Raw genomic sequence first — 20,744 nt, forward strand, 5'->3', positions numbered from 1 at the left:
TATGAAATAAAAAAAGCCACTGGTTATCAGCGGCTCTGTAATTTATTTAAAAAGTAAATTTATTTATTATTAGGGTGAAATTTTTTAAAATAAAATTCGTGTAGTTTTTCAGCCAATTCTTCGGCACCGCCATTCCAGTAATAGGTATTCTCATCTTTTTTAACCTGATACAGTTTAAATCTCTGGGTAACTGAAATGATTTTATCTGCTTTCTTTACTTCATTTGTAACGGTATTCAGATAATTTTTAAGTTCTTCTGCAGTTACGTTCCCTTCTTTGAATTCCGGATCGGAAATTTTTGACGGTACTTTAAAAGTCACCTCAAAATTGACCCCCGAAACCTTTTGATTCTGATCTGCTTCATGCGGTAGTAATTCAATGTTTTTTACTACATATTTTGCATTTTTAAAATTGTCCAGCACTGCACGAAAGAACAGCTTGGCTTCTGCTTCAGACTGATTTGCCGTTTCTGCAGAAAAAGGGGAAAGAAGATCTTTTGTAAGGAAATCTATTTCTTTGTTGTAGGACTCTTCAGCACGGATCTGATAGACATTATCCTTTCCCAAAAAGGGTTCTAAATAGCTGTTAAGGTTGGTCAATGCCTCGTCATCATATTTTACGAAGGCATTAAAATACAAGTTAAATACTTCCTGCAGCTTTAAGTTGTTATTCTGGGCAGAAATCTTTTGAAACCCCAATAACAGCATTAAAAATAAAATAGCATTGCGTTTCTTCATAACTAACAGTTTTTTTATAGTGTTTAAAAAATTGGACCAAAAAAAAGCCCTTGAAAACATCAAGAGCCGGTATATGATAAACTTTTTTAAAAGTTTTCTTCTTCACCTTTCATTTTTTCTGCATTCTCCGCCATAATTACTGCATCGATCATTTCAGAGATATCTCCGTTCATATAAGCATCAAGGTTATACATGGATTTATTGATTCTGTGATCTGTAACCCTTCCCTGAGGATAGTTGTACGTTTTGATCTTTGCGGAACGGTCTCCCGTAGAAACCATTGTTTTTCTCTGCGCTGCAATATCTCCCTGAACTTCCTGTAGTTTGATGTCGTACAATTTGGCACGAAGCATTTCCATTGCCAATTCCCGGTTAGCCAGCTGGGAACGGGCCTGCTGACAAACGACCACCAATCCTGATGGTTTATGTGTTAACTGAACCTTCGTTTCAACTTTGTTAACGTTCTGTCCTCCTGCACCTCCTGAACGTGAGGTCTGCATTTCAATGTCTGCAGGATTGATCTCCACATCCACTTCTTCTGCTTCGGGTAAAACTGCAATGGTAATAGCAGAGGTATGCACTCTTCCCTGGGATTCGGTTTCAGGAACACGCTGCACACGGTGAACTCCCGACTCGAATTTCATGATTCCGTAAACACCTTCTCCTTCTACTTTCATGATGAGCTCTTTGTATCCTTTTGCGGCTTCATTAGAATCGGTCACTTCATGTTTCCAGCCTTTTGTTTTGAAATACATGGTGTACATTCTGTAGATGTCTTCCACGAAAATGGCAGCTTCATCTCCCCCGGTTCCGGCACGTAATTCTACGATGATGTTTTTATCGTCAGCAGGATCTTTCGGGATCAGTAATACTTTCAGTTCTTCTTCTAACCCGGGAATTTTTTCCTGAGCTTCCATTTTCTCCATTTTCGCTAAATCTACCAGGTCCCTGTCTGAACCGTCAGCGATGATCTCATCAGATTCTTCGATCGTATCTAAAGCACCTTTGTACTGGTCGTAAACTCTAACAATTTTCCCCAAATCACTATATTCTTTATTTAAAGAAGAATATTTTTTTTGGTCTGAAATTACATCAGGCTGTATAATAAGGTCTGCCACCTCATTATATCTTTGTTTTATAGCTTCTAATTTTGGAATTAATGACTTAGACATTGTAGAAATTTTGTGGCTGCAAAGATATGAATTATTAATTCAATTTAAAACTCCTTTAGTTTTCTGATTTAGAAAGTCTTCGGTCTGATAAATATAAAACAATCCCTAAAGCTACGATTCCCAATCCTATGAGGCTTTCTTTGGGATTATGAATAAACGTAAAATACAATATATAAATGCTGAATAGCAGGAAAACCGCCGGAAAAATATAGAATAAATCAGACTTAAAAATTTTCCGCTGTTCTTTTTTAAGAAAGAAAACCGTAGAAACAGACAGGCTTGCAAACAGCTGAAGGATAAATGCTGTGTAAACAAAGATCTCTTTAAAGCTCCCTGTTAAAATAATCAATGTCGCGATCACCGCATGGGCAAAAATCGCCCGCATCGGAATTCCTTTTTTATTATTAACAGATAATGATTTCCAGAAACGGGTTTCTTTAGCAAAAGCCTGTGTAAGTCTTGAACCGACCCATAAATATCCACTGATGGTTGCTACCAATTGCAATGCGATAAAAACATTTACGATTTTCCCGAAGGTATGTCCGAGCATATTATTGGCAGCTTCTCTCATGACGTCTTCTTTTCCTGCGAGCTGATCTACGGGAGCATGTTTCAGCATAATAAAATTGACCAGGATATAGGAAACCGTAACCAATAAAGTTCCTGTAATCAATGCTTTGGGAAGATTTTTCCGGACGTCTTTAATTTCTCCCGCGATGTAGGAGGCAGAATTCCAGCCCGTATAAGAATAGGTAACAAAGACCAAAGAGGTTGCAAATGCGGGAAGCATCACCTCATCTTTCCAGCTGCCGGTAAAACTAAGGCTGTTTCCTGCCTGAGGTTCTGACAGTACTACTCCCACAATGATCAGGATAATGATAAATGCGATTTTTATAAGTGTAAAAAAGTTATGAAACCTCCCTGAAGCTTTTAAACTGAATGATAAAGATATGGCCACTAAAAAGATGGCTGCTATTGCAAAACCGTTTCCGAAAGTAAAATCAAATGCAGAAAGGTATTTTGACATCGCAAGGGCTGCCAGAGCTACCGGTGAGGAAAATCCTATAATTAAAGAAATCCAGCTTACCAGATATCCTAACAGAGGATGATAGGTTTCTTTTAAATAAATAAAATCACCGCCGTTCCCTTTAAAGTGAGAGCCCAGTTCGGCATAACAAAATGCACCTGATAAAGCCAGGATTCCACCAATGATCCAGAGCAGCAAAATACTGTAGGTATTGGTGATATCTACCAACTGAAACCCGAGTGTCGTAAAAATCCCGGTTCCGATCATATTCGAAACGACGATAGCTACCGCGGTTTTCCAGCCGATCTGATGAGAGGCAGTGTTCATTAATCTATTTAAAATAATTCTTTCAAAGATAAAAGCCTGAAATAAAAAAGAGACCATTTTCAGATCTCTTTTTTTTATTTTTTTTTGGATTATTTAATGATCATCTTCTGGATTGCAATCCCTGTCTCAGATTTCAGATGAACCAGATATGTTCCTGCCGGGTAGTTTGCTTTGAGTTCATAAGTCCCGTTTTCATTTTTCAGCCTGAATGAATCCATTTTCTTACCACTCATGTCGTAGATGACAATTTCTCCGTTTTTCACCTTGTGGTAAAGCAGTTTTGCCACACCATTCTGCACGGGGTTATCTGCAATTTGAAGAGATAATCTGTCGGGTGAGTTTTCATCGATTGCAGATAAGCTTCCTGTATAATTTCCGAAAATCCTGAATTCCCCCGGCTGAAGTGTAATCGGAGCCGTAGTGGAACTAATGTTTGAAACGGTATTATCCATCAGGTTTTCCCATTGCCCGATATATGGGAAATACGGAACAATACTTTTAGCTGAAGTATTATAATTGGCTAAAACAACCACATTTTTCACACCTGTAGTAATTGTATTGTCGTACACATAAATCCTTGTAATTAATCCGTCCGGATCATTGGTAAGATTATTTGATTCTACTGTATATGTTTTTGATTTGAATACAGGGTATGTATTTCTGATGCTGATGATTTTTGCCCAGGTATCATATACTGCTTTCCGGTTTGCATCGGTGTCATATCCAAGTGTAAAAGCAACAGGTTTTTCGTCTGTACGACAACCGCTGTTGATAGAACCGTCTGCGCATCTGTTGATACTGAATGCATATCCCAGCTCTCCAAACTGCCAGATCATTTTAGGCCCGGGAATCGTAAAGAACGTTGCTCCGAAAGTCTTCATCCTGTCTAAAGCTGTATTCAGGTCTTTCACACTGTAAGATCCGTTTACGGCTCCATATTCAAGGTTTTTAAACATTAATCTTTCTTCGTCATGGCTTTCTCCGTATCCGACAGCATGCATATTGGTAAAGCCGTGAAGCTCATGATCCATTCGGTCATAATTGCTGTTTTCCTTATAGCCCATTGTGTTTTGATTATATGGCTCCGTTTGTTTATTCCAAAGCATGACTCCTTTCCCTTCTGCAATTCTGTAATTGGCCCATTGCTGCTCTTCCGCATCAGTCCCCAGATGCTCGAAAATCATATATGAGTTGGGATCAATTCCCCATTGTTTGTCTGCATAATATTTCAGGATATCTACTCTGTCCTGCTGATAAGCGTTCGTGCAGTTTTCGTCATTTTCAGAGCAGTTTTGAGTAAACCCTTTTGTTAAATCCCAACGGAATCCGTCAATTTTATATTCCGTAAGCCATTGCTGCAATGTTCTTTCGACGTAATATCTAGTTGAAGGACTTGTATGGTTAAAATCATTGAAAACGTTATAGGAATGTTTCGGAACCTGATTGAAGTATGGGTTATTGGCTGCAACATTTCCATATCCGTCGCCATCAGGATCAACATTCCAGAGTCTTACCAATGGAGATCTTCCGGTAGCATGGTTAAAGGCAACATCCAGAATTACCGCCATCCCGTTTTGGTGGCAGAGGTCTACAAATTCTTTAAATTTTTCCGGAGTTCCATAGGCTTTATCCAATGCATAATGGAAAGATGTATTGTAGCCCCATGAAAGGTTTCCTTCAAATTCCATGATCGGAAGAAGCTCAACGGCATTGATATTTAAGTTCTTTAAATAAGTAATTTTATTGATCAGCGACTGCCAGTTTTTTTCCTGTGTAAAGTCTCTCAGCAGCAATTCATAGACTACAAGGCTTTCTTTATTGGGTCTCTGGAAATTGGTTACCTGCCAGTTATAAGCAGCCTGTCCGGTTTTAAACATTGAGACTTCGAAATCCTGTCCCGCCGGGAAAGCAGGCAGATTCGGATAAGTAGATGCTGAGATCCACTGGTCATCATAAGAAGATAAAATCTGTGGAGAAAAAGGGTCTGCTACTTTTCTCAGATCATTGGTTCTGTATTGGAAAGTGTAGAGTTGTGATGGGGTGAAACCGTTCAATTCAATCCAGTAAAGATCAGGATTTGTAGTATCTCTTTTCATCAGATAGGTATCATTCACCGTCCAGTTGTTGAAGCTTCCGATCACATGAACGAAATCTTTAAAAGGGGCATATAAAGCCAGACCTACTTTTGTATTGTCTGTAGGACTGTAATTAATTCCTTGTCTGATCCAATTGGGAATCGGCTCGGAAACGACATTTCTTGGAATCTGCAGGATAAATTTTGCATTCTTTGAATTTGAGCTTGCATCTGTAGCAATCAGCTCCATATTGGCATCTGCCGTCACGGTGTAGCTGTATGAATACGATGTGGAAGGTGTAGAGGTAGAATTCACAACCGTTCCGTTTGCTTTTAACTGGAATGTAGCATTTACATTGGTTGTTGCGGTAACGTTAATCGAATTTCCTGCAGGTACAGAGGTAAGACTGTTGACTAACGGATTTGTTAAATTTAAATTGAGCACACCCACATTCACGAAAATATCCGGTGATGTCTGGTGGCTTCCTGTCTTATCTTTTAATAAAAATCCGAACCTTCCTATTCCCGTCCTGCTAAAAAATGCAGTCGGCGTAAAAGTCAGCGAATAGGAATCTGTTGTGGAATTATAAGTAAGTTTATTCAGCTCATTGGAATTGTTCCAGCTTCCGTTGGTAGGGCAATCCTGACTGTTATTATAATTGGTATCAAAAGACCATGACCAAATATAAATGGCATTATTGGTAACTCCCCATGCAGATTCATCAATCTGATTTCCGGGTACTGTCAGTGTAATCTGATCCGTCTCGTTAAACGGATTGGGTGTAATGGTATAGTTGATCTGTCCGAAAACACAGACTGCAATAAACAACAATATACCGGAATAAAATTTCTTCATAAAAATCGTTTTTTTTCAAAGTAATACTCTACGAAAGTAATTTATTTTTTGAGAAATTTTAATTTTTTAACAAAAAAAGGTTCACATTAACCTCTTAAAAAACTATGCATTAAAGAATAAAATAATCTCATGTATTTTTTAAGTCTGCATTTTGTCTGATTCAGCATTGAGTTTGTCCGCTTAACCCTATTTCTGATGGTTTTGAATGGATGAGCTTTCTACTTTTGGGGTATAAATTTTAAAACCTCACCACTATGTATCAGAATTCAACAATCCCAGGCCTTCATTTTATCAGAAAATTCCTGATCAGCAGCATCCTGATTTTAATTTTTAATATCGGATTAAATGCCCAGCAAACGAAAAGTTCATTAGGAATTTTAAAACAGATTGACGCAGGTGTACTGAACATCGGCTATACAGAAGCCGGACCTCCTGCCGGAACACCGGTCATTTTACTGCATGGATGGCCTTATGACATTCACAGTTATGAAAATGTTGTCCCATTATTGACAGCAAAAGGTTACAGAGTGATCACTCCTTATTTAAGAGGTTTCGGAACAACCCGTTTTCTGTCTGACAAAACTATGAGAAACGGACAACAATCAGCAGTTGCTCTTGATATTATAGCATTGATGGATGCTTTGAAAATTGATAAAGCGATCATTGGTGGATTTGACTGGGGAGCGAGAACTGCGGATGTGATGGCTGCACTTTGGCCGGAACGCGTGAAAGGGTTGGTTTCCGTGAGCGGATATTTAATTACGAATCTTGAAGCCAATAAAAAGCCTTTACCTCCTGCTGCGGAATCAGGATGGTGGTATCAGTATTATTTTTCAACTGACCGTGGCGAAAAAGGATATAATGATAACAGGTATGAATTCAATAAACTGATCTGGAAAACCGCTTCCCCATCATGGAATTTTGATCAAAAAACCTATGATCAAACGGCTCAATCGTTTAATAATCCTGATCACGTTGCGATTGTCATCCACAATTACCGTTGGAGATTATCTTTAGCAAAAGGGGAAACAAAATATGATGAGCTGGAGAAAAAACTTTCAACCAGACCAGTAATTACCGTTCCTGCAATTACAATTAGCAGTGATTTTGATGGTGCTGCCATTGACGGAAAAGCTTACACTGACAAATTTACAGGAAAGTATTCCCATAAAATTCTAAACGGAATCGGACATAATGTACCTCAGGAAGATCCGAAATTATTTGCTGCTGCCATTATTGAAGTGGACGGATATTCAAAATAATTTCAGGCATTTAATGTATACAACTTTAAACTAATTAATAACATCCTAAATTTTTTAATAATGGAAAATAATCAAACCTTACATTCAGAAAAAGTATTATACACAGGAAAAACTCATACAACGGGTGGTCGTGACGGATTTTCAAAAAGTTCGGATGACAATCTTCAGGTAAAACTTTCAACACCGGGAGGAACGGAACCGGGAACGAATCCTGAACAGCTTTTTGCAGCCGGCTGGTCAGCCTGTTTTATCGGAGCTTTGGGAATTGCTGCAAGAAAAAGAAAAATAAGACTCTCTCCTGAAACGGCTGTAGATGCGGAAGTGGATCTTTGTATGAATGATGATGCTTATTTTTACAGGCACGGCTTTCAATAAGCCTTCCGGGAATCGATCGGGAAACCGCAAAGCTGCTTGCTGAAGAGGCTCATCAAACCTGTCCTTATTCTAAAGCGACAAGAGGAAACATCAATGTAGAAATCAATATTATCTGATCTTTTTCAACGTTATATTATTAAAAGTGACTTGGCGCTGGACAAAGTCCAGCGCCAGGTCTATGTAATTTAAAATGAACTCATATTAAAACAAAAGTCTTGTAAAGGCTTTTGTTAATCAATCAAATAGATGGAAATTAATTTTTAACCACTTTTTTAACAACGGTCTGTCCGTTCTTTAATTTTAGCTCTATAATGTAAATCCCGTTTGGAAGTCCCGGCATATTCACCTGGTTTCCGGAAAGCTGAATTTTAACCTGCTGCCCTACCACATTGACTATATTTACGTTTTCTATGACAGAATCTGTTTTGATGTTTAAAATCCCGTTGGTAGGATTCGGATAAATTCCGACAGGATTCAACTGAAGATTGGAAGTGCCTAATCCTGTAAAATCTTTGATACATCTCACCGATTCACCCTGGCCCCTTGGTGCTCCTGAACCCGGGTTCGCAATGGTAGTTCCTATATAAAAATATTTTCCGCCGGATGATGATGTTGTTGAACTCCAGTAATAGCCTCTTTCCCCTACAAAAGTAAATCCTCCCGTACCTGAACTTCTGTATCCTGCAGCAGGTAATTTCAAATAACTGTTATAAGCTGTAGTGGGATTGCTGATGTTTTCGGCATTTGACAAGCTTTCCCAATCAGTTTGGTTGGGCATTTTCCAGCCCTGTCCTATTGCTTTACAGGGATCTGCTCCGTTAGTAGATGTTACCGCTGTGGCATTACCTGCTTCCCACAGGTCAGTTAATGAATTGGGAGACCACCATGCAGGAGAGCTTCCGATGATATAGGATGTGATTCCTGTTAACCCGTCAGGAGAATTTGTTGCCGGTAAGCCGGTAGTAGATGAAGTTCTTGATTGGTGACCATCATCCCATCTTCCCCACTGGAAAAGATCTCCGTAAGAATCCTGGTCATTCACGGCTGTTGCCACCTGAGAGCTTCCTAAATTCTGCTGAAGCCATATCTTTCCGTCTGCCCCTCTTACCGTAGTATAAGAAACCGGTTGCCCTTTGTAAATAAAACTTACGCAGCCAATATCTCCGGGGTTATTTCCGGGATCTGTATTATTGCATATCTGAGAAGTTCCGGCAATCGAAATTCTTTTAACCCTTGTTCCGTTCTGTGAATAAGCTAAAACCAGATAATGATTTGTTTTATCGATCGCAAGGTCATTATATGTAGCTTCACCATCGGAAATAAAATCCCCTCCGAAGCTCACCCACGTCTGGCTTGAAGGATCTAATCTGTACACTGTATTTCTCCGGAAGTTATCATTTTCAAAACGGCTTGCCACTACATAAGGCTCACCCGTAACTGTTACGGCAATAGCAACCTCCTGAACTGTTCCCGGAGAGAAGTTGGCGTTTCCAACCTGTACCCAGGAAGCTCCGTCGAATTTTTTAACATTTAATTTTTTCCCATTTGCTGTATTGGAAACATAAGAAACATATAAATTATTATTGACATCAATTGCAATATCGGAAGTGTATTGCTCACCTGAAGAAGATGCATCTACAATACTACCACCAACTAGTGTCCAATTGTCTGTGCTTGTTGCTGTAACCGAGTTTTCATATACTTTTACTCCGCCTGCAACATTACAGGTATACACTTTATTATTGGTTCCGATAACCATTTCAGCAAATACAGCACCACCGGAAAACCCGGTATTTCCTACCTGCTCCCAGGTTCCGTTGATATATCTTTTCACCGTTCCCGAATCATAAGAAGCGTAAGTGAACAATACATTTGCCGGAGAAACTGCAGACGCCTGATAATTGACTGGAGCATCCGTAACATTCGGTAATTGTGCCCAGCCTGTTCCTGTAAACTGACGAATCTCCATTCCCGATCCCGGATAACCGACCTGATTGGTATAATAGATATTTCCGGCATTATCTAATGATAATGAATTGAACAATGCAGAACCATTTGTAATCCCTGCGCTACCGCCCAGATAAGTCCAGCTGCTTCCATCGAATTTCTGAACAGAACCTTTGGCTGCGGATACATCATAATAAGAAAGAAAATAATTCCCAGTATTATCCACAACTAAATTATTATTGCTGCTTCCGCCTGCTGAAACCGTCTGTACCCCGCCTACATTTTCCCATTGCTGGGCATAGATATAACTTCCTGCGGCGCAGAGCAACCCAATTCCTACTCCAATATTGCGCATCACAAAATATAAATTTTTGAACATAATTAATATTATTTTTATTTATTCTAAATTTAATTTAATTTTGTGCAAAATTAACGGACTCATATAATCAGCAGTTATCATTTCCAAACTTTTTGTTATCTGATATCCCGTTTTTATTTCAAATTGTATCATGATAATAAAAAATGTCGCATGAAGAATCAATACAATAAAGGGTCATTATTCTCATCGGAAGACATCACCATAACCATGCAGGAGGATATTGTACCCAAAAAGCTTTCAAGAGCGGGGATCGTTGAGGGCCGGGCAAGTTTTAACCTGCTTTTCCTGTTAAGTCCTAATATTCATCTGGAAGCCCAGGATTGCAGGACTAAATTTCAGTTTAAAAAAAATCAGTACATTCTTCATTATTCTTCCGAAGAAACCCGGGCAGAGCTCTGGACTGAAAACCAGGAAATTTTAAAATACCTTCAGATCCGGCTTGATTATCAGTTTATCACCCATTTAATCAATCCCGAATCTAATCCGGAAAGTGCAGAAATCCTGGAAAATATGATCACTAACAACTTTATTTTCCTCCACAAAGAAACCCCACCCTATATGACTGTAGAAATGCATATGATCTTAAAGGAGATTTTAAGTTATTCCAAAAAGGGGGTTATGCAAAAATTATTTATTGAAGCTAAAATCATTAAACTGCTGATTTTAATTTTCGAGCAGTTCAGTGAGAAAAATACGGTTGAAAATACTCCCAGGATTCCAACCATTATTAAAAAATATATTGATGAAAATTATCACAAATCTATTACTGTCGAAGAAATAGCAAAAATAACAGGCATTAATCAGAATATGATCAGAAAAGAGTTTAAAGCCCAGTACCACACCACGATCTCGAATTATATTTCTGAACTGAGAATGCTTAAAGCTAAAAAACTCATCATCAACAAGGATATTCTGATTAAAGAAATCGCCATTGAATGCGGCTATGAATATGTACAGAACTTTACCCGGGCATTCAAGAAAAAATTCGGGGTTTCACCGGAGAAGCTGAGAATTGAATGAAAACAAAAAAACCACTTAAAAAATAAGTGGTTTATATATGTTGTTTTGCTTTGATATTGCTTTTTCAGAATTCAGGTGAAAAAGCAATGACAATCAATTAATGATGTCCGTGACTATCGTGTAAGAAAGGCCCGTGTCCTTTAGGTTCGTTGAAGATCACTTCCACTCCTTTCTGCTCATAAATATTTTTTCTTCTGATATCTTCCGGATCGAAAGGTTTTACTTTCCCGAAATATTCCATCAAACCTTCAGTTAACCACATTGGGATTACTAAACCGAAGAACATGAAGATACACCAGAACCCCACTAAGAACATTGTGAAAAAATAGATCGTCCAAAGGAACTGATAAAACGGCCAAAATGCTGATAACATCATCTTTCTTATAGATTTTAGGCAAAAATAAAACTTTTTTCCTTTTTACACAAAAGATACACGCTCTATTTTTACAATTTATTTTTATTTTAAACTAATTAATGGGCAAGGGCAGCAAAGAAGTCATTCCCTTTATCATCAGTAATGATGAATGCCGGGAAGTCTTTTACTTCGATCTTTCTTACCGCTTCCATTCCTAATTCAGGGAAGTCTACTACTTCAACCGACAGAATATTGTCTTTTGCCAGGATGGCGGCAGGTCCACCGATTGATCCTAAATAGAAACCACCGTATTTATGGCAGGCATTGGTCACATCTTTGGTTCTGTTTCCTTTTGCCAGCATAATCATACTTCCGCCATGGCTTTGGAATTCATCGACATATACATCCATTCTTCCCGCCGTGGTAGGCCCGAAGCTTCCTGATGCCATACCTTTCGGAGTTTTTGCAGGACCGGCATAATAAATCGGGTGATTTTTAAAATATTCCGGCATCGGTTGCCCGCTATCTAAAAGTTCTTTGATCTTTGCGTGGGCAATATCTCTTGCTACAATCAGGGTTCCGTTTAGTTTTAATCTTGTTTTGATCGGATATTTTGAAAGCTCAGCAAGGATTTCAGGCATCGGCTTATTCAGGTTGATTTCTACAGCTTCTTCTAAATGAGGAGGTGTTGCAGGTAAAAATTTCTGTGGATTTTCTTCCAGTTGCTCAAGGAAAATTCCTTCTTTCGTTATTTTTCCTTTGATATTTCTGTCTGCAGAGCATGAAACACCCATCCCGACCGGGCAAGAAGCCGCGTGGCGTGGAAGTCTGATCACTCTTACATCATGGGTCAAATATTTTCCTCCAAACTGAGCTCCGATGGCGCTTTCCTGGCAAATCTTCTGAACTCTGGCTTCCCATTCGAGATCTCTGAAAGCCTGTCCGCCTTCATTTCCTTCTGTCGGAAGATTGTCATAATATTTTGCAGAAGCTTTTTTTACAGCAGCCAGATTCGCTTCGGCAGATGTTCCACCGATCACCAATGCCAGGTGATAAGGCGGGCAGGCAGCCGTTCCAAGATCTGAAATTTTCTCTTTGATAAATTCTTCAAGAGACTTTTCGTTCAATAAAGATTTTGTCTTCTGGTAAAGGAAAGTTTTGTTGGCAGAACCGCCACCTTTCGTTAAAAATAAAAATTCGTAAGAATCTCCTTTTTTAGCATACAGATCGATCTGTGCAGGAAGGTTTGATCCGGAATTTTTTTCATCAAACATCGTCAAAGGAACTACCTGGGAATATCTCAGATTCCTTTTCTGATACGTATTGTAAATTCCTTTGCTTAGATATTCACCATCATCAACTCCGGTATATACATTTTCCCCTTTTTTACCCATCACAATGGCTGTTCCTGTATCCTGACATGAAGGTAAAGCTCCTTCTGCCGCAACAGCTGCATTCTGCAGTAAATTATAGGCTACGAATCTGTCATTATCTGTCGCTTCAGGATCGTCAATAATTCTTTTAAGACTTGCTAGGTGAGAGGAACGAAGCATAAAAGAAACATCTGCCATGGCTTCTTCAGCCAACAGTTCCAATCCTTTCGGATCTACGGTTAAAATTTCTCTGTCTCCTAATTTTTCAATTTTTACATAGTCTGATGTAAGCTTTTTATACACCGTATCATCTTTCTGAATCGGATACGGATCCTGATATCTAAATTCCATTCAAATTTTTCTTTGTGCAAAAATAAGGCTTACGTAAAAAGCATGAGTAAAATCAGTCATTTAGATTGATATTTATAATGATTATAAATTGTGAGAGTTTTCATTATTAAGTAACTTTATAAATCATAAAAATGAAAATTTCAATCCAATGAATTACAGAATAGAAAAAGATACGATGGGCGAGGTTCAGGTACCTGCTGATAAATTCTGGGGTGCCCAGACTGAGCGTTCAAGAAATAATTTTAAAATCGGCCCTGAAGGTTCAATGCCCCATGAAATTATCGAAGCTTTTGCTTATCTGAAGAAAGCTGCTGCTTATGCCAACACGGATCTGGGAGTTCTTCCCGCAGAAAAAAGGGATATGATCGCTAAAGTCTGTGATGAAATCCTGGAGGGAAAATTAAATGACCAGTTTCCTTTAGTGATCTGGCAAACAGGCTCAGGAACCCAATCGAATATGAATGTGAATGAAGTGGTTTCAAACAGGGCTCATGTAAATAACGGCGGAACTTTAGGAGACCAATCTGAGATACATCCGAATGATGATGTGAATAAATCTCAGTCATCGAATGACACCTATCCAACAGCCATGCACATTGCAGCCTATAAAAAAGTGGTGGAAGCAACGATTCCTGCGGTTGAAAAACTAAAAGGAACATTAGCCGAAAAATCAAATGCATTCAAAGATATCGTTAAAATCGGGAGAACTCATTTAATGGATGCTACTCCTCTGACTTTAGGACAGGAATTTTCAGGATATGTAGCGCAACTGGAGTTCGGATTAAGAGCTTTAAAGAATACTCTTCCCCATCTTTCCGAGCTTGCTTTGGGCGGAACTGCAGTAGGAACCGGATTGAACACTCCACAAGGATATGATGTGAAAGTTGCAGAATATATTGCAAAATTTACAAACCTTCCTTTTGTAACGGCTGAAAATAAATTTGAAGCGCTGGCAGCCCATGATGCAATTGTAGAATCTCATGGAGCATTGAAGCAGTTAGCCGTTTCATTATTTAAAATTGCCCAGGACATCAGATTACTGGCTTCAGGACCGCGTTCCGGAATCGGAGAAATTCATATTCCGGAGAATGAACCCGGATCTTCCATTATGCCCGGGAAAGTAAATCCTACTCAAAATGAAGCATTGACCATGGTTTGCGCCCAGGTTTTAGGGAATGACACCACAATTTCTTTTGCAGGAACCCAGGGAAATTATGAGCTGAATGTTTTCAAACCGGTCATGGCCTATAATTTCTTACAGTCTACTCAGTTAATTGCAGATGCCTGTATTTCATTCAATGATCATTGTGCGGTAGGTATTGAGCCTAATCATGAGAGAATTAAAGAGCTGGTTGACAAATCTTTAATGCTCGTAACGGCCTTAAACACTCATATCGGTTATGAAAATGCCGCTAAAATTGCCAAAACTGCCCATAAAAACGGTACAACTTTAAAGGAAGAGGCTGTAAATCTCGGACTTTTAACGGCTGAACAGTTTGATGAGTGGGTAAAACTGGAAGATATGGTAGGAAGTTTAAAATAGAAATGATTTTTTATTAATAGATTAAATGTTAGAAAGCCTCAGAAATTCTGGGGTTTTCTAATTTATTTAAATCACTGAATTACAATTTTTAATTAAAATTATTTTTCATAACTTGGTGATTAATTACAAACTAAAACAAAATATCATGAAAAATCTAAAGAAAATCAACAGAGAAAATTTAAAGCAGGTACTGGGAGGACACACGTGTCCGGCAAACACTTATCATGTTACTTATAACGGTTATCATGCCTGTTGTCTCCAAATTCCAAGCGAAAATCCGTGTACTTCCACAAAATGTCTGGTTCCTATAGAAATGTGTGATCCTGATGTTAATTAAATTCCTAAATAAATAGTTGATAAAATCACAAAAGGCCGGAAGTATTTTCCGGCCTTTTATACAATTTATATATGAAGGTTACATGTTTTTTACCACCAAAGTCCCACTCCGAAAACTAAAGCCTTGTCATTTTCAAAGTTTCCGTCTTTAAAGAAATTTCCGAAATCTTTTTTCACGAAAACGCTGAAATCATCATAGGAAACTGTGAACTGTCCGCCATAAATAAAAGGGCTTACCTGATAATTTCCTCTGTCTCTCTGGCTGATTCCGTCACCTTTTATGATATTATTCGTTGACATTTTCACACCGCCATAAACATTGGCTTCTACTTTAAATCCTTTGTTGTAATCTCTGTACTGGATATCCATTCCGACATTTTTTATTCTGGAAAAATTGTACTGCAGGCCCAAAGGAACCACGATGTATCCTGTTCTCAGCTTACTTTTACTTAAATGCTTGTCAAAATTGGCCAGATAAACGTCTGAATTTGCATCTTTTGCAACAAACATATTATTATCAATATTCAGGGTTCGCCAGGAAAAACCGATTCCGGAAATCAATCCCCATGGACTCGTTCTGCTGAATTGATAATTGAATTTAAGTCCAAATTCAAAATTTCCGGCATACCCTAAGTTTTTATCCAGGCTATTATCAGCTTTACTGTTTGTAAGATTCATGATTCCGTATGAAATATATCCGTCAAGGCTTTTAGTGGGTCTGAATTTCTTAAGAAGCTTTTCTTTTAATTCTTCGTTGGAAGTCACATCTGAACTAAGAAGCGAATATCTTACCTGTTTTTGAATCACTGTATCAAGATCAAATCCCAAGGCTTCAATTCTCTGATCAATTTTTTCAGAAAAACGGTCGGCAACGATTGATTTTTGCTTGTCAAATTCTGTTTTATCAAGGTTTTTAGCCTGAAGGGTGAGCAATTCCGCTTCCATCAGCTTTTTTTCTTCCTGAATAATCGCATCAATTTTACGTGCATATTCATCTACTTTTTCCTTTACAATAGGGCTTACCTCAGTATCTTCTTTTGACTGCAGGTTCAATCCCAGTGATTTTCTTTGTGAATAAGCTGATGTGGATAAAAGGCACACCAATCCCAGCATGATAATTTTCTTGATCATATTATTAATTTTTTATTGTTAAAAGTTTAATTATTTTTCGTTCAGATCTATCGTTGCAACGTTGCTTTCTTTCGTTTTTTCAATAACATCTTTATGCTCTACTGAAAAAAGCAGTGTGGAAGGATCTACATATTTTTTCTTCTTTACCGGAATCTTTGAAGAATCCGACTGAGCAATGATTTTTTCGGCAGGAATTTGAGGAATATCCGGAACAATCACCGATGCGGTTTCCTTTTTTGAAAGCTTCTGACCTTGTTCTGCCAGGATTTTTTCAGTGGAAACTTTATTTATAATTTTAGCCGGAGCTTCTGTATTTTCCTGAATGATCTCCTGCTTTTGATCTGCATAAACAGGTTTGGATTCTTTATCTGAACTTTCCGGAATATCTTTTTGAGGGACTTTAATATAGGTTTCCGCCACTTTAGGTTCCTGGATATTTTCTTTTTCAGAATTAAAAAACAAGGCAAACCCTAAAGAAAAGGCAAGTACAATACATGCTGCAGCCAAAACCCAGCTCATACGGAATTTTGATCGGGTATTCCCGGTATGCAGTTCAATCTCAGACCAGAGATCTCTTGAAGGAGCAATCTCTCTTTCTTCAATCTGTCTTTTTATCTGATGTTCTAAATTATCTTTGAATGTGCTCATTTCTCATTGTTTTTTGTTGTTGAAGATAAAGTACTCTTAGCTTCTCTTTTGCCCGAAACAGCTGGGTCTTACTCACCGAAGTTGAAATCTGCAGGGCTTCGGAAATTTCCTGATGAGAATAGCCTTCCAAAACATACAGGTTAAAAACCATCCTGTACGCATCCGGAAGCTGGTCCAGTAGTTCCTGGGCATTGAAATCAAAAACGGCTTCTTCTTCCTGAACCTCAATTATAAAAGCGGGATTGATATCATCTATATAAAAAACGGTTTTATGGCTTTTTATAAAATTGAGGCATTCATTAACAACAATTCTTCTTGCCCAGCCTTCAAGATTTCCTTCACCACGAAAGCTTTCAATGTGTTTAAAGATTTTGCAGAAAGCTTTGATCACACAATCTTCCGCCTGATACAAATCACTGATATAGCTTTTCCCTACGCTCAGAAATTTCTTAACGTTCTGCTCATAGAAAACCTTCTGAGCAACCGGATCTTGTTTTTTAAGACGGCTCAGTAGATCTTCTTTTTTATTTCCGAACAAAAGTTTCATTCTCAATCTGTTTCTATTGTAAAGACAACAAAAGTTTAAAAAGGTTACACAAAAAAATATTTTTTTTATTAAAAAGATAATTTTATACTAAAAAAGACAGAAATATATTCTGCCTTTATATTTATCCTGAAAATTCATCAAGCATATTGCGGGTAGGAACAAAGAAAAGCGTTCCCGTCATCGCCGTGCTGAAATCTAAAATGCGGTCATAATTTCCGGGCGGATCTCCAATAAACATATTGGTCAGCATCTTTTTTACCGTTGTAAATGTACTTGCATAGGCAATGAAATAGGTTCCGAATTCATTGGTTGAAGGATTTCCGAAAGGCATGTTATCCCTTACAATTTTTAATTCTTCTCCGTTTTCACCTTCAATATTAGCTAAAGCAATATGTGAATTGGAAGGCTTCACCTCATCAGACATTTCAATATCATTTTCTTTTGACCTTCCGATCACTTTCTCCTGCTCATCGGTTGAAAGCCCTTTCCACGCATCCATATTGTGAAGGTATTTCTGAACAAAAAGATAGCTTCCGCCTGTATATTCTTTATCTTCATCCCCGATCTTTGCAAAATAATCCCTGTCGCTTCCGTGAGGATTTTCAGTACCGTCTACAAATCCTAAAATAGAGCGGGCATCCCAGTATTTAAATCCGTGAACTTCTAAAATACTTTCGGCTACGGAACTGATCAGCTTTGAGATTTCAATTGCCATATCAAAAATCAGGCTTTTATTATCTGCTCTCAAATGAAAATGCAGATCTCCGGGTGTCGCTATGGCTGTATGTTTTATTCCTTTGATCTCTTCAAATTCAGCCAGTTCTTTTGGTAACGGCTTTGGAAGCTCCAGTTTTTTCCAGGCTTCATATCCGATTCCCATCACACAACTGACCCTGCTGTCCGGAAACCGGTTAAAAGCAGAATTATTAAGGTTCAAAACCAAGGCACAAAGTTGTTGGAAAATAAATTTCACCTGAGGATCATCTTTAAATTTCCACACCATAAAAATGGTATTGGTATTCGGATAATCTGTAACGTTTTGAGATTCTATGCTCATGAATTAGTTTTTAACCTGATTTAATCCGCTAAAGAAACCTGATCCGCAAAATACTGTTCCAGATCTTTCAATGTTTCAGGGTTGGTCTGAATATCTTTGACCATTGTTCCTTTATTCACCAACACGATTCTGTTGCATACTTCTGTTGTATGGGAAAGGTCATGGCTCGAAATAAGAAATGTCACGCCATCCTGTTTTGATAATTCCTTGATTAAATTTTTCAGTTTAATCTGGGTTGACGGGTCAAGGTTGGCAAAAGGCTCATCCAGAATAATAATATCAGGATTTCCGATCATTGCTCCTACGATTCCTACTTTCTTCTGATTTCCTTTTGACAGGTCACGAACATATTTTCCCGCATTCAGGATTTCACCGTTAAACAAATCATGGAAAGGTTTCAGAAACTCATCTACGGAAGCTTTATTCTGGCCTCTCAGCTCACCGATAAAATAGAAATATTCTTCCGGTGTGAGATAGCCGATCAGAAATGTATCGTCCACAAAAGCGGAAACTTTGCTTTTCCAGGCTTCAGATTCATTGACTTTAATCCCATCAATGCTCACATATCCCGTGGTAGCCTGAATCAGATCAAGCATCAGGCTGAAAAGAGTGGTCTTCCCGGCTCCATTATTTCCTACCAGCCCGAAGGTTTCCCCTTTCGGGATTTCAAGGCTTTCGATATTAAGAACTGTAGCTTTTCCGTATGTTTTGGATAAATTATGTATCGTAATCATTGTATTAATCTTTTGATTTGAATGCATCTAATGTGCTGTATTTTTCTCTTTTATATTGCTTCACAATAGTGTCGAAGATCTTTTCTCTGATCAAAAAGCCTATTAAGCCCAGAATGGCAATACTTACCACACCTGCCGTCATTCCGAAAAAATATTTTGTCAGCCCGAAAACTACCATAGGTAAAAACATTTTCGGAATCAGCAACAACAAAGCTTTAAAATTAAAACTGGTTTTCTGTCCTATTCTTTTTTCTTTGGAATTCAAATCGATCTGCATTTTATTAAAAGCCCCTGACCACAGCGTAAACTGAGAATTTACCCCGATATTATACAATCCTGCAGCAAAGAAAGTAATATACATTTCCCAACCGAAATAGACATAAAATAAAGCAATAATCATAGAAACCGCCGTAACGATATTCATCAGCCACCATTTTGCTTTAAGATATTCTTTATACGGAACATTCAGGGTCATCATTAAAGGGTAATAAGAGCTATCGAATGCGGGAACCCGCTGCCCAAACATAAACTGAAAACCACCCGTCACAAACAATCCCATAAACATCATCATCGTCGGTGTTTTATAAATCGGTGACGTAAACATCAGTAATCCATAGAAAAGAAACATAAAGCTTCCGAGCAAAATACCTTTTGTCACTTTGTTTCTGCGCAACAATTTTATATCATTGTTGATGAAGCTTCCAATCGCTCCGTATTTATTTAAGAAAGCAATATTTTCAGTCTTTCCAACTTCTTTTTTGGCTTCCAGACCCTGATCAAGATAGAATTCTTTACGGATATATTTGAAACAGATCCACCATAATCCTGCAAACAGAATAACCGGCAGCACCACCAGATAGGGTTTACTGTAAAAAGCATAAAAAAACGATTCCGAATAAGATAATAGCGGTATAATTTTATAATACGTCAGAGCTCCCAATACGGTAATAACACAGCCTATAGCAATAACAACCGCTTCTTTGCCATTAAAAAGTATATTGATGAAATTATTGAGATAGAACAGCAATGAAATGCCGATCAGCCATGATAAAATTCCCACAAAACCATATCCGTTAAACATACAGATAATGGAAAATGTAATCAAAAAGAAGGAATTCAGCCAACTGAAAGCCGATAAAAAGGTTTTCGACAGCATGTAGTTGATCAGCGTTTTCTTAGGAATATTCAGCGTAAGGAAGGGCTTGATATTCTGTGTAGGCATTTCCTGCCAGATATATTTGCAGATCAGGTCTACAGCCCAGGCAGCAAGAATAAATCTTGAAACAAGTTTTAACGGATCTTCTCCGGGCATTTCTTCTCTTACATAGAAAAAAGCCAGAAACGCACCGCCGACCAAACACCCTGTAAAATAAAGAATTCCCATAAAACGGAAAATCTTCATGGCAAGATTGATTCCTACAGAAGAACCACGGAAAAAACTTTTGATTTCCAGTCTCAGGAATTTTAAAAACATAATCTATTTTTTTACATTA

The 20,744-nt window shown here is 38.1% G+C and carries 18 protein-coding genes; 5 read left to right on the forward strand and 13 right to left on the reverse strand.

Going from position 1 to position 20,744, the window contains the following annotated elements:
• Positions 1-59: 59 nt before the first annotated feature.
• The 4 genes from AB8P06_RS00210 to AB8P06_RS00225 form a co-directional block, all read right to left on the reverse strand.
• Entirely contained in the window at positions 60-737 is a 678-nt protein-coding gene (locus AB8P06_RS00210) for a hypothetical protein (protein ID WP_369836295.1), read from the reverse strand.
• Positions 738-823: 86 nt separating this feature from the next.
• Positions 824-1,909, reverse strand: a complete 1,086-nt coding sequence (gene prfA, locus AB8P06_RS00215) for a peptide chain release factor 1 (RefSeq protein ID WP_369836297.1) — start codon at positions 1,907-1,909, stop codon at positions 824-826.
• 55 nt (positions 1,910-1,964) lie between these two features.
• Positions 1,965-3,263, reverse strand: coding sequence for an APC family permease (locus AB8P06_RS00220; RefSeq protein WP_369836299.1), 1,299 nt, complete (start codon positions 3,261-3,263; stop codon positions 1,965-1,967).
• 89 nt (positions 3,264-3,352) lie between these two features.
• Positions 3,353-6,193 carry an alpha-amylase family glycosyl hydrolase gene (locus AB8P06_RS00225; RefSeq protein WP_369836302.1) on the reverse strand — a complete coding sequence of 947 codons (2,841 nt, stop codon included), beginning with the start codon at positions 6,191-6,193 and terminating at the stop codon, positions 3,353-3,355.
• Between the two features lie 254 nt (positions 6,194-6,447).
• Between AB8P06_RS00225 and AB8P06_RS00230 the strand changes: the two genes are divergently transcribed.
• Both AB8P06_RS00230 and AB8P06_RS00235 read left to right on the forward strand, forming a co-directional pair.
• Positions 6,448-7,455 carry an alpha/beta fold hydrolase gene (locus AB8P06_RS00230; RefSeq protein ID WP_369836305.1) on the forward strand — a complete coding sequence of 336 codons (1,008 nt, stop codon included), beginning with the start codon at positions 6,448-6,450 and terminating at the stop codon, positions 7,453-7,455.
• 60 nt (positions 7,456-7,515) lie between these two features.
• On the forward strand, positions 7,516-7,830 hold the full coding sequence (locus AB8P06_RS00235; RefSeq protein ID WP_369836308.1) for an Ohr family peroxiredoxin: 315 nt from the start codon (positions 7,516-7,518) through the stop codon (positions 7,828-7,830).
• A 253-nt stretch (positions 7,831-8,083) separates the two neighbouring features.
• On the opposite strand, the gene AB8P06_RS00240 is transcribed toward AB8P06_RS00235, so the two are convergent.
• Positions 8,084-10,156, reverse strand: a complete 2,073-nt coding sequence (locus tag AB8P06_RS00240) for a T9SS type A sorting domain-containing protein (RefSeq protein WP_369836311.1) — start codon at positions 10,154-10,156, stop codon at positions 8,084-8,086.
• 150 nt (positions 10,157-10,306) lie between these two features.
• On the opposite strand from AB8P06_RS00240, the gene AB8P06_RS00245 reads away from it, so the two are divergent.
• Positions 10,307-11,176 carry a helix-turn-helix transcriptional regulator gene (locus tag AB8P06_RS00245; RefSeq protein ID WP_369836314.1) on the forward strand — a complete coding sequence of 290 codons (870 nt, stop codon included), beginning with the start codon at positions 10,307-10,309 and terminating at the stop codon, positions 11,174-11,176.
• A 97-nt stretch (positions 11,177-11,273) separates the two neighbouring features.
• Here AB8P06_RS00245 and AB8P06_RS00250 read toward each other — a convergent pair whose 3' ends face one another.
• Positions 11,274-11,552 carry a hypothetical protein gene (locus AB8P06_RS00250; protein ID WP_369836317.1) on the reverse strand — a complete coding sequence of 93 codons (279 nt, stop codon included), beginning with the start codon at positions 11,550-11,552 and terminating at the stop codon, positions 11,274-11,276.
• 95 nt (positions 11,553-11,647) lie between these two features.
• Positions 11,648-13,255, reverse strand: a complete 1,608-nt coding sequence (locus AB8P06_RS00255) for a fumarate hydratase (protein ID WP_369836320.1) — start codon at positions 13,253-13,255, stop codon at positions 11,648-11,650.
• Positions 13,256-13,403: 148 nt separating this feature from the next.
• Between AB8P06_RS00255 and fumC the strand changes: the two genes are divergently transcribed.
• Complete coding sequence (fumC, locus tag AB8P06_RS00260) at positions 13,404-14,798, forward strand: class II fumarate hydratase (RefSeq protein ID WP_369836323.1); 1,395 nt, start codon at positions 13,404-13,406, stop codon at positions 14,796-14,798.
• A 145-nt stretch (positions 14,799-14,943) separates the two neighbouring features.
• Complete coding sequence (locus tag AB8P06_RS00265; RefSeq protein WP_369836325.1) at positions 14,944-15,135, forward strand: bacteriocin-like protein; 192 nt, start codon at positions 14,944-14,946, stop codon at positions 15,133-15,135.
• A gap of 89 nt (positions 15,136-15,224) precedes the next feature.
• On the opposite strand, the gene AB8P06_RS00270 is transcribed toward AB8P06_RS00265, so the two are convergent.
• The 6 genes from AB8P06_RS00270 to AB8P06_RS00295 all read right to left on the reverse strand — a co-directional run bounded on the left by AB8P06_RS00270 (position 15,225) and on the right by AB8P06_RS00295 (position 20,725).
• Positions 15,225-16,265 carry an outer membrane beta-barrel protein gene (locus AB8P06_RS00270; RefSeq protein ID WP_369836328.1) on the reverse strand — a complete coding sequence of 347 codons (1,041 nt, stop codon included), beginning with the start codon at positions 16,263-16,265 and terminating at the stop codon, positions 15,225-15,227.
• Positions 16,266-16,295: 30 nt separating this feature from the next.
• Positions 16,296-16,913 carry a hypothetical protein gene (locus tag AB8P06_RS00275; RefSeq protein WP_369836330.1) on the reverse strand — a complete coding sequence of 206 codons (618 nt, stop codon included), beginning with the start codon at positions 16,911-16,913 and terminating at the stop codon, positions 16,296-16,298.
• On the reverse strand, positions 16,894-17,460 hold the full coding sequence (locus AB8P06_RS00280; protein ID WP_369836333.1) for an RNA polymerase sigma factor: 567 nt from the start codon (positions 17,458-17,460) through the stop codon (positions 16,894-16,896). The genes AB8P06_RS00275 and AB8P06_RS00280 overlap by 20 nt, the downstream gene beginning before the upstream one ends.
• Before the next feature lie 121 nt (positions 17,461-17,581).
• The gene (locus tag AB8P06_RS00285; RefSeq protein WP_369836336.1) at positions 17,582-18,517 is read right to left on the reverse strand and encodes a Dyp-type peroxidase; all 936 of its coding nucleotides are present in this window, start codon (positions 18,515-18,517) and stop codon (positions 17,582-17,584) included.
• 20 nt (positions 18,518-18,537) lie between these two features.
• Positions 18,538-19,251, reverse strand: coding sequence for an ABC transporter ATP-binding protein (locus AB8P06_RS00290; RefSeq protein ID WP_369836339.1), 714 nt, complete (start codon positions 19,249-19,251; stop codon positions 18,538-18,540).
• Positions 19,252-19,255: 4 nt separating this feature from the next.
• The gene (locus AB8P06_RS00295) at positions 19,256-20,725 is read right to left on the reverse strand and encodes a DUF5687 family protein (RefSeq protein ID WP_369836341.1); all 1,470 of its coding nucleotides are present in this window, start codon (positions 20,723-20,725) and stop codon (positions 19,256-19,258) included.
• Positions 20,726-20,744 lie beyond the last annotated feature (19 nt).

Origin of the sequence: Chryseobacterium tongliaonense (assembly GCF_041224435.1) — a bacterium.
GTDB classification, from domain to species: Bacteria; Bacteroidota; Bacteroidia; order Flavobacteriales; family Weeksellaceae; genus Chryseobacterium; species Chryseobacterium tongliaoense.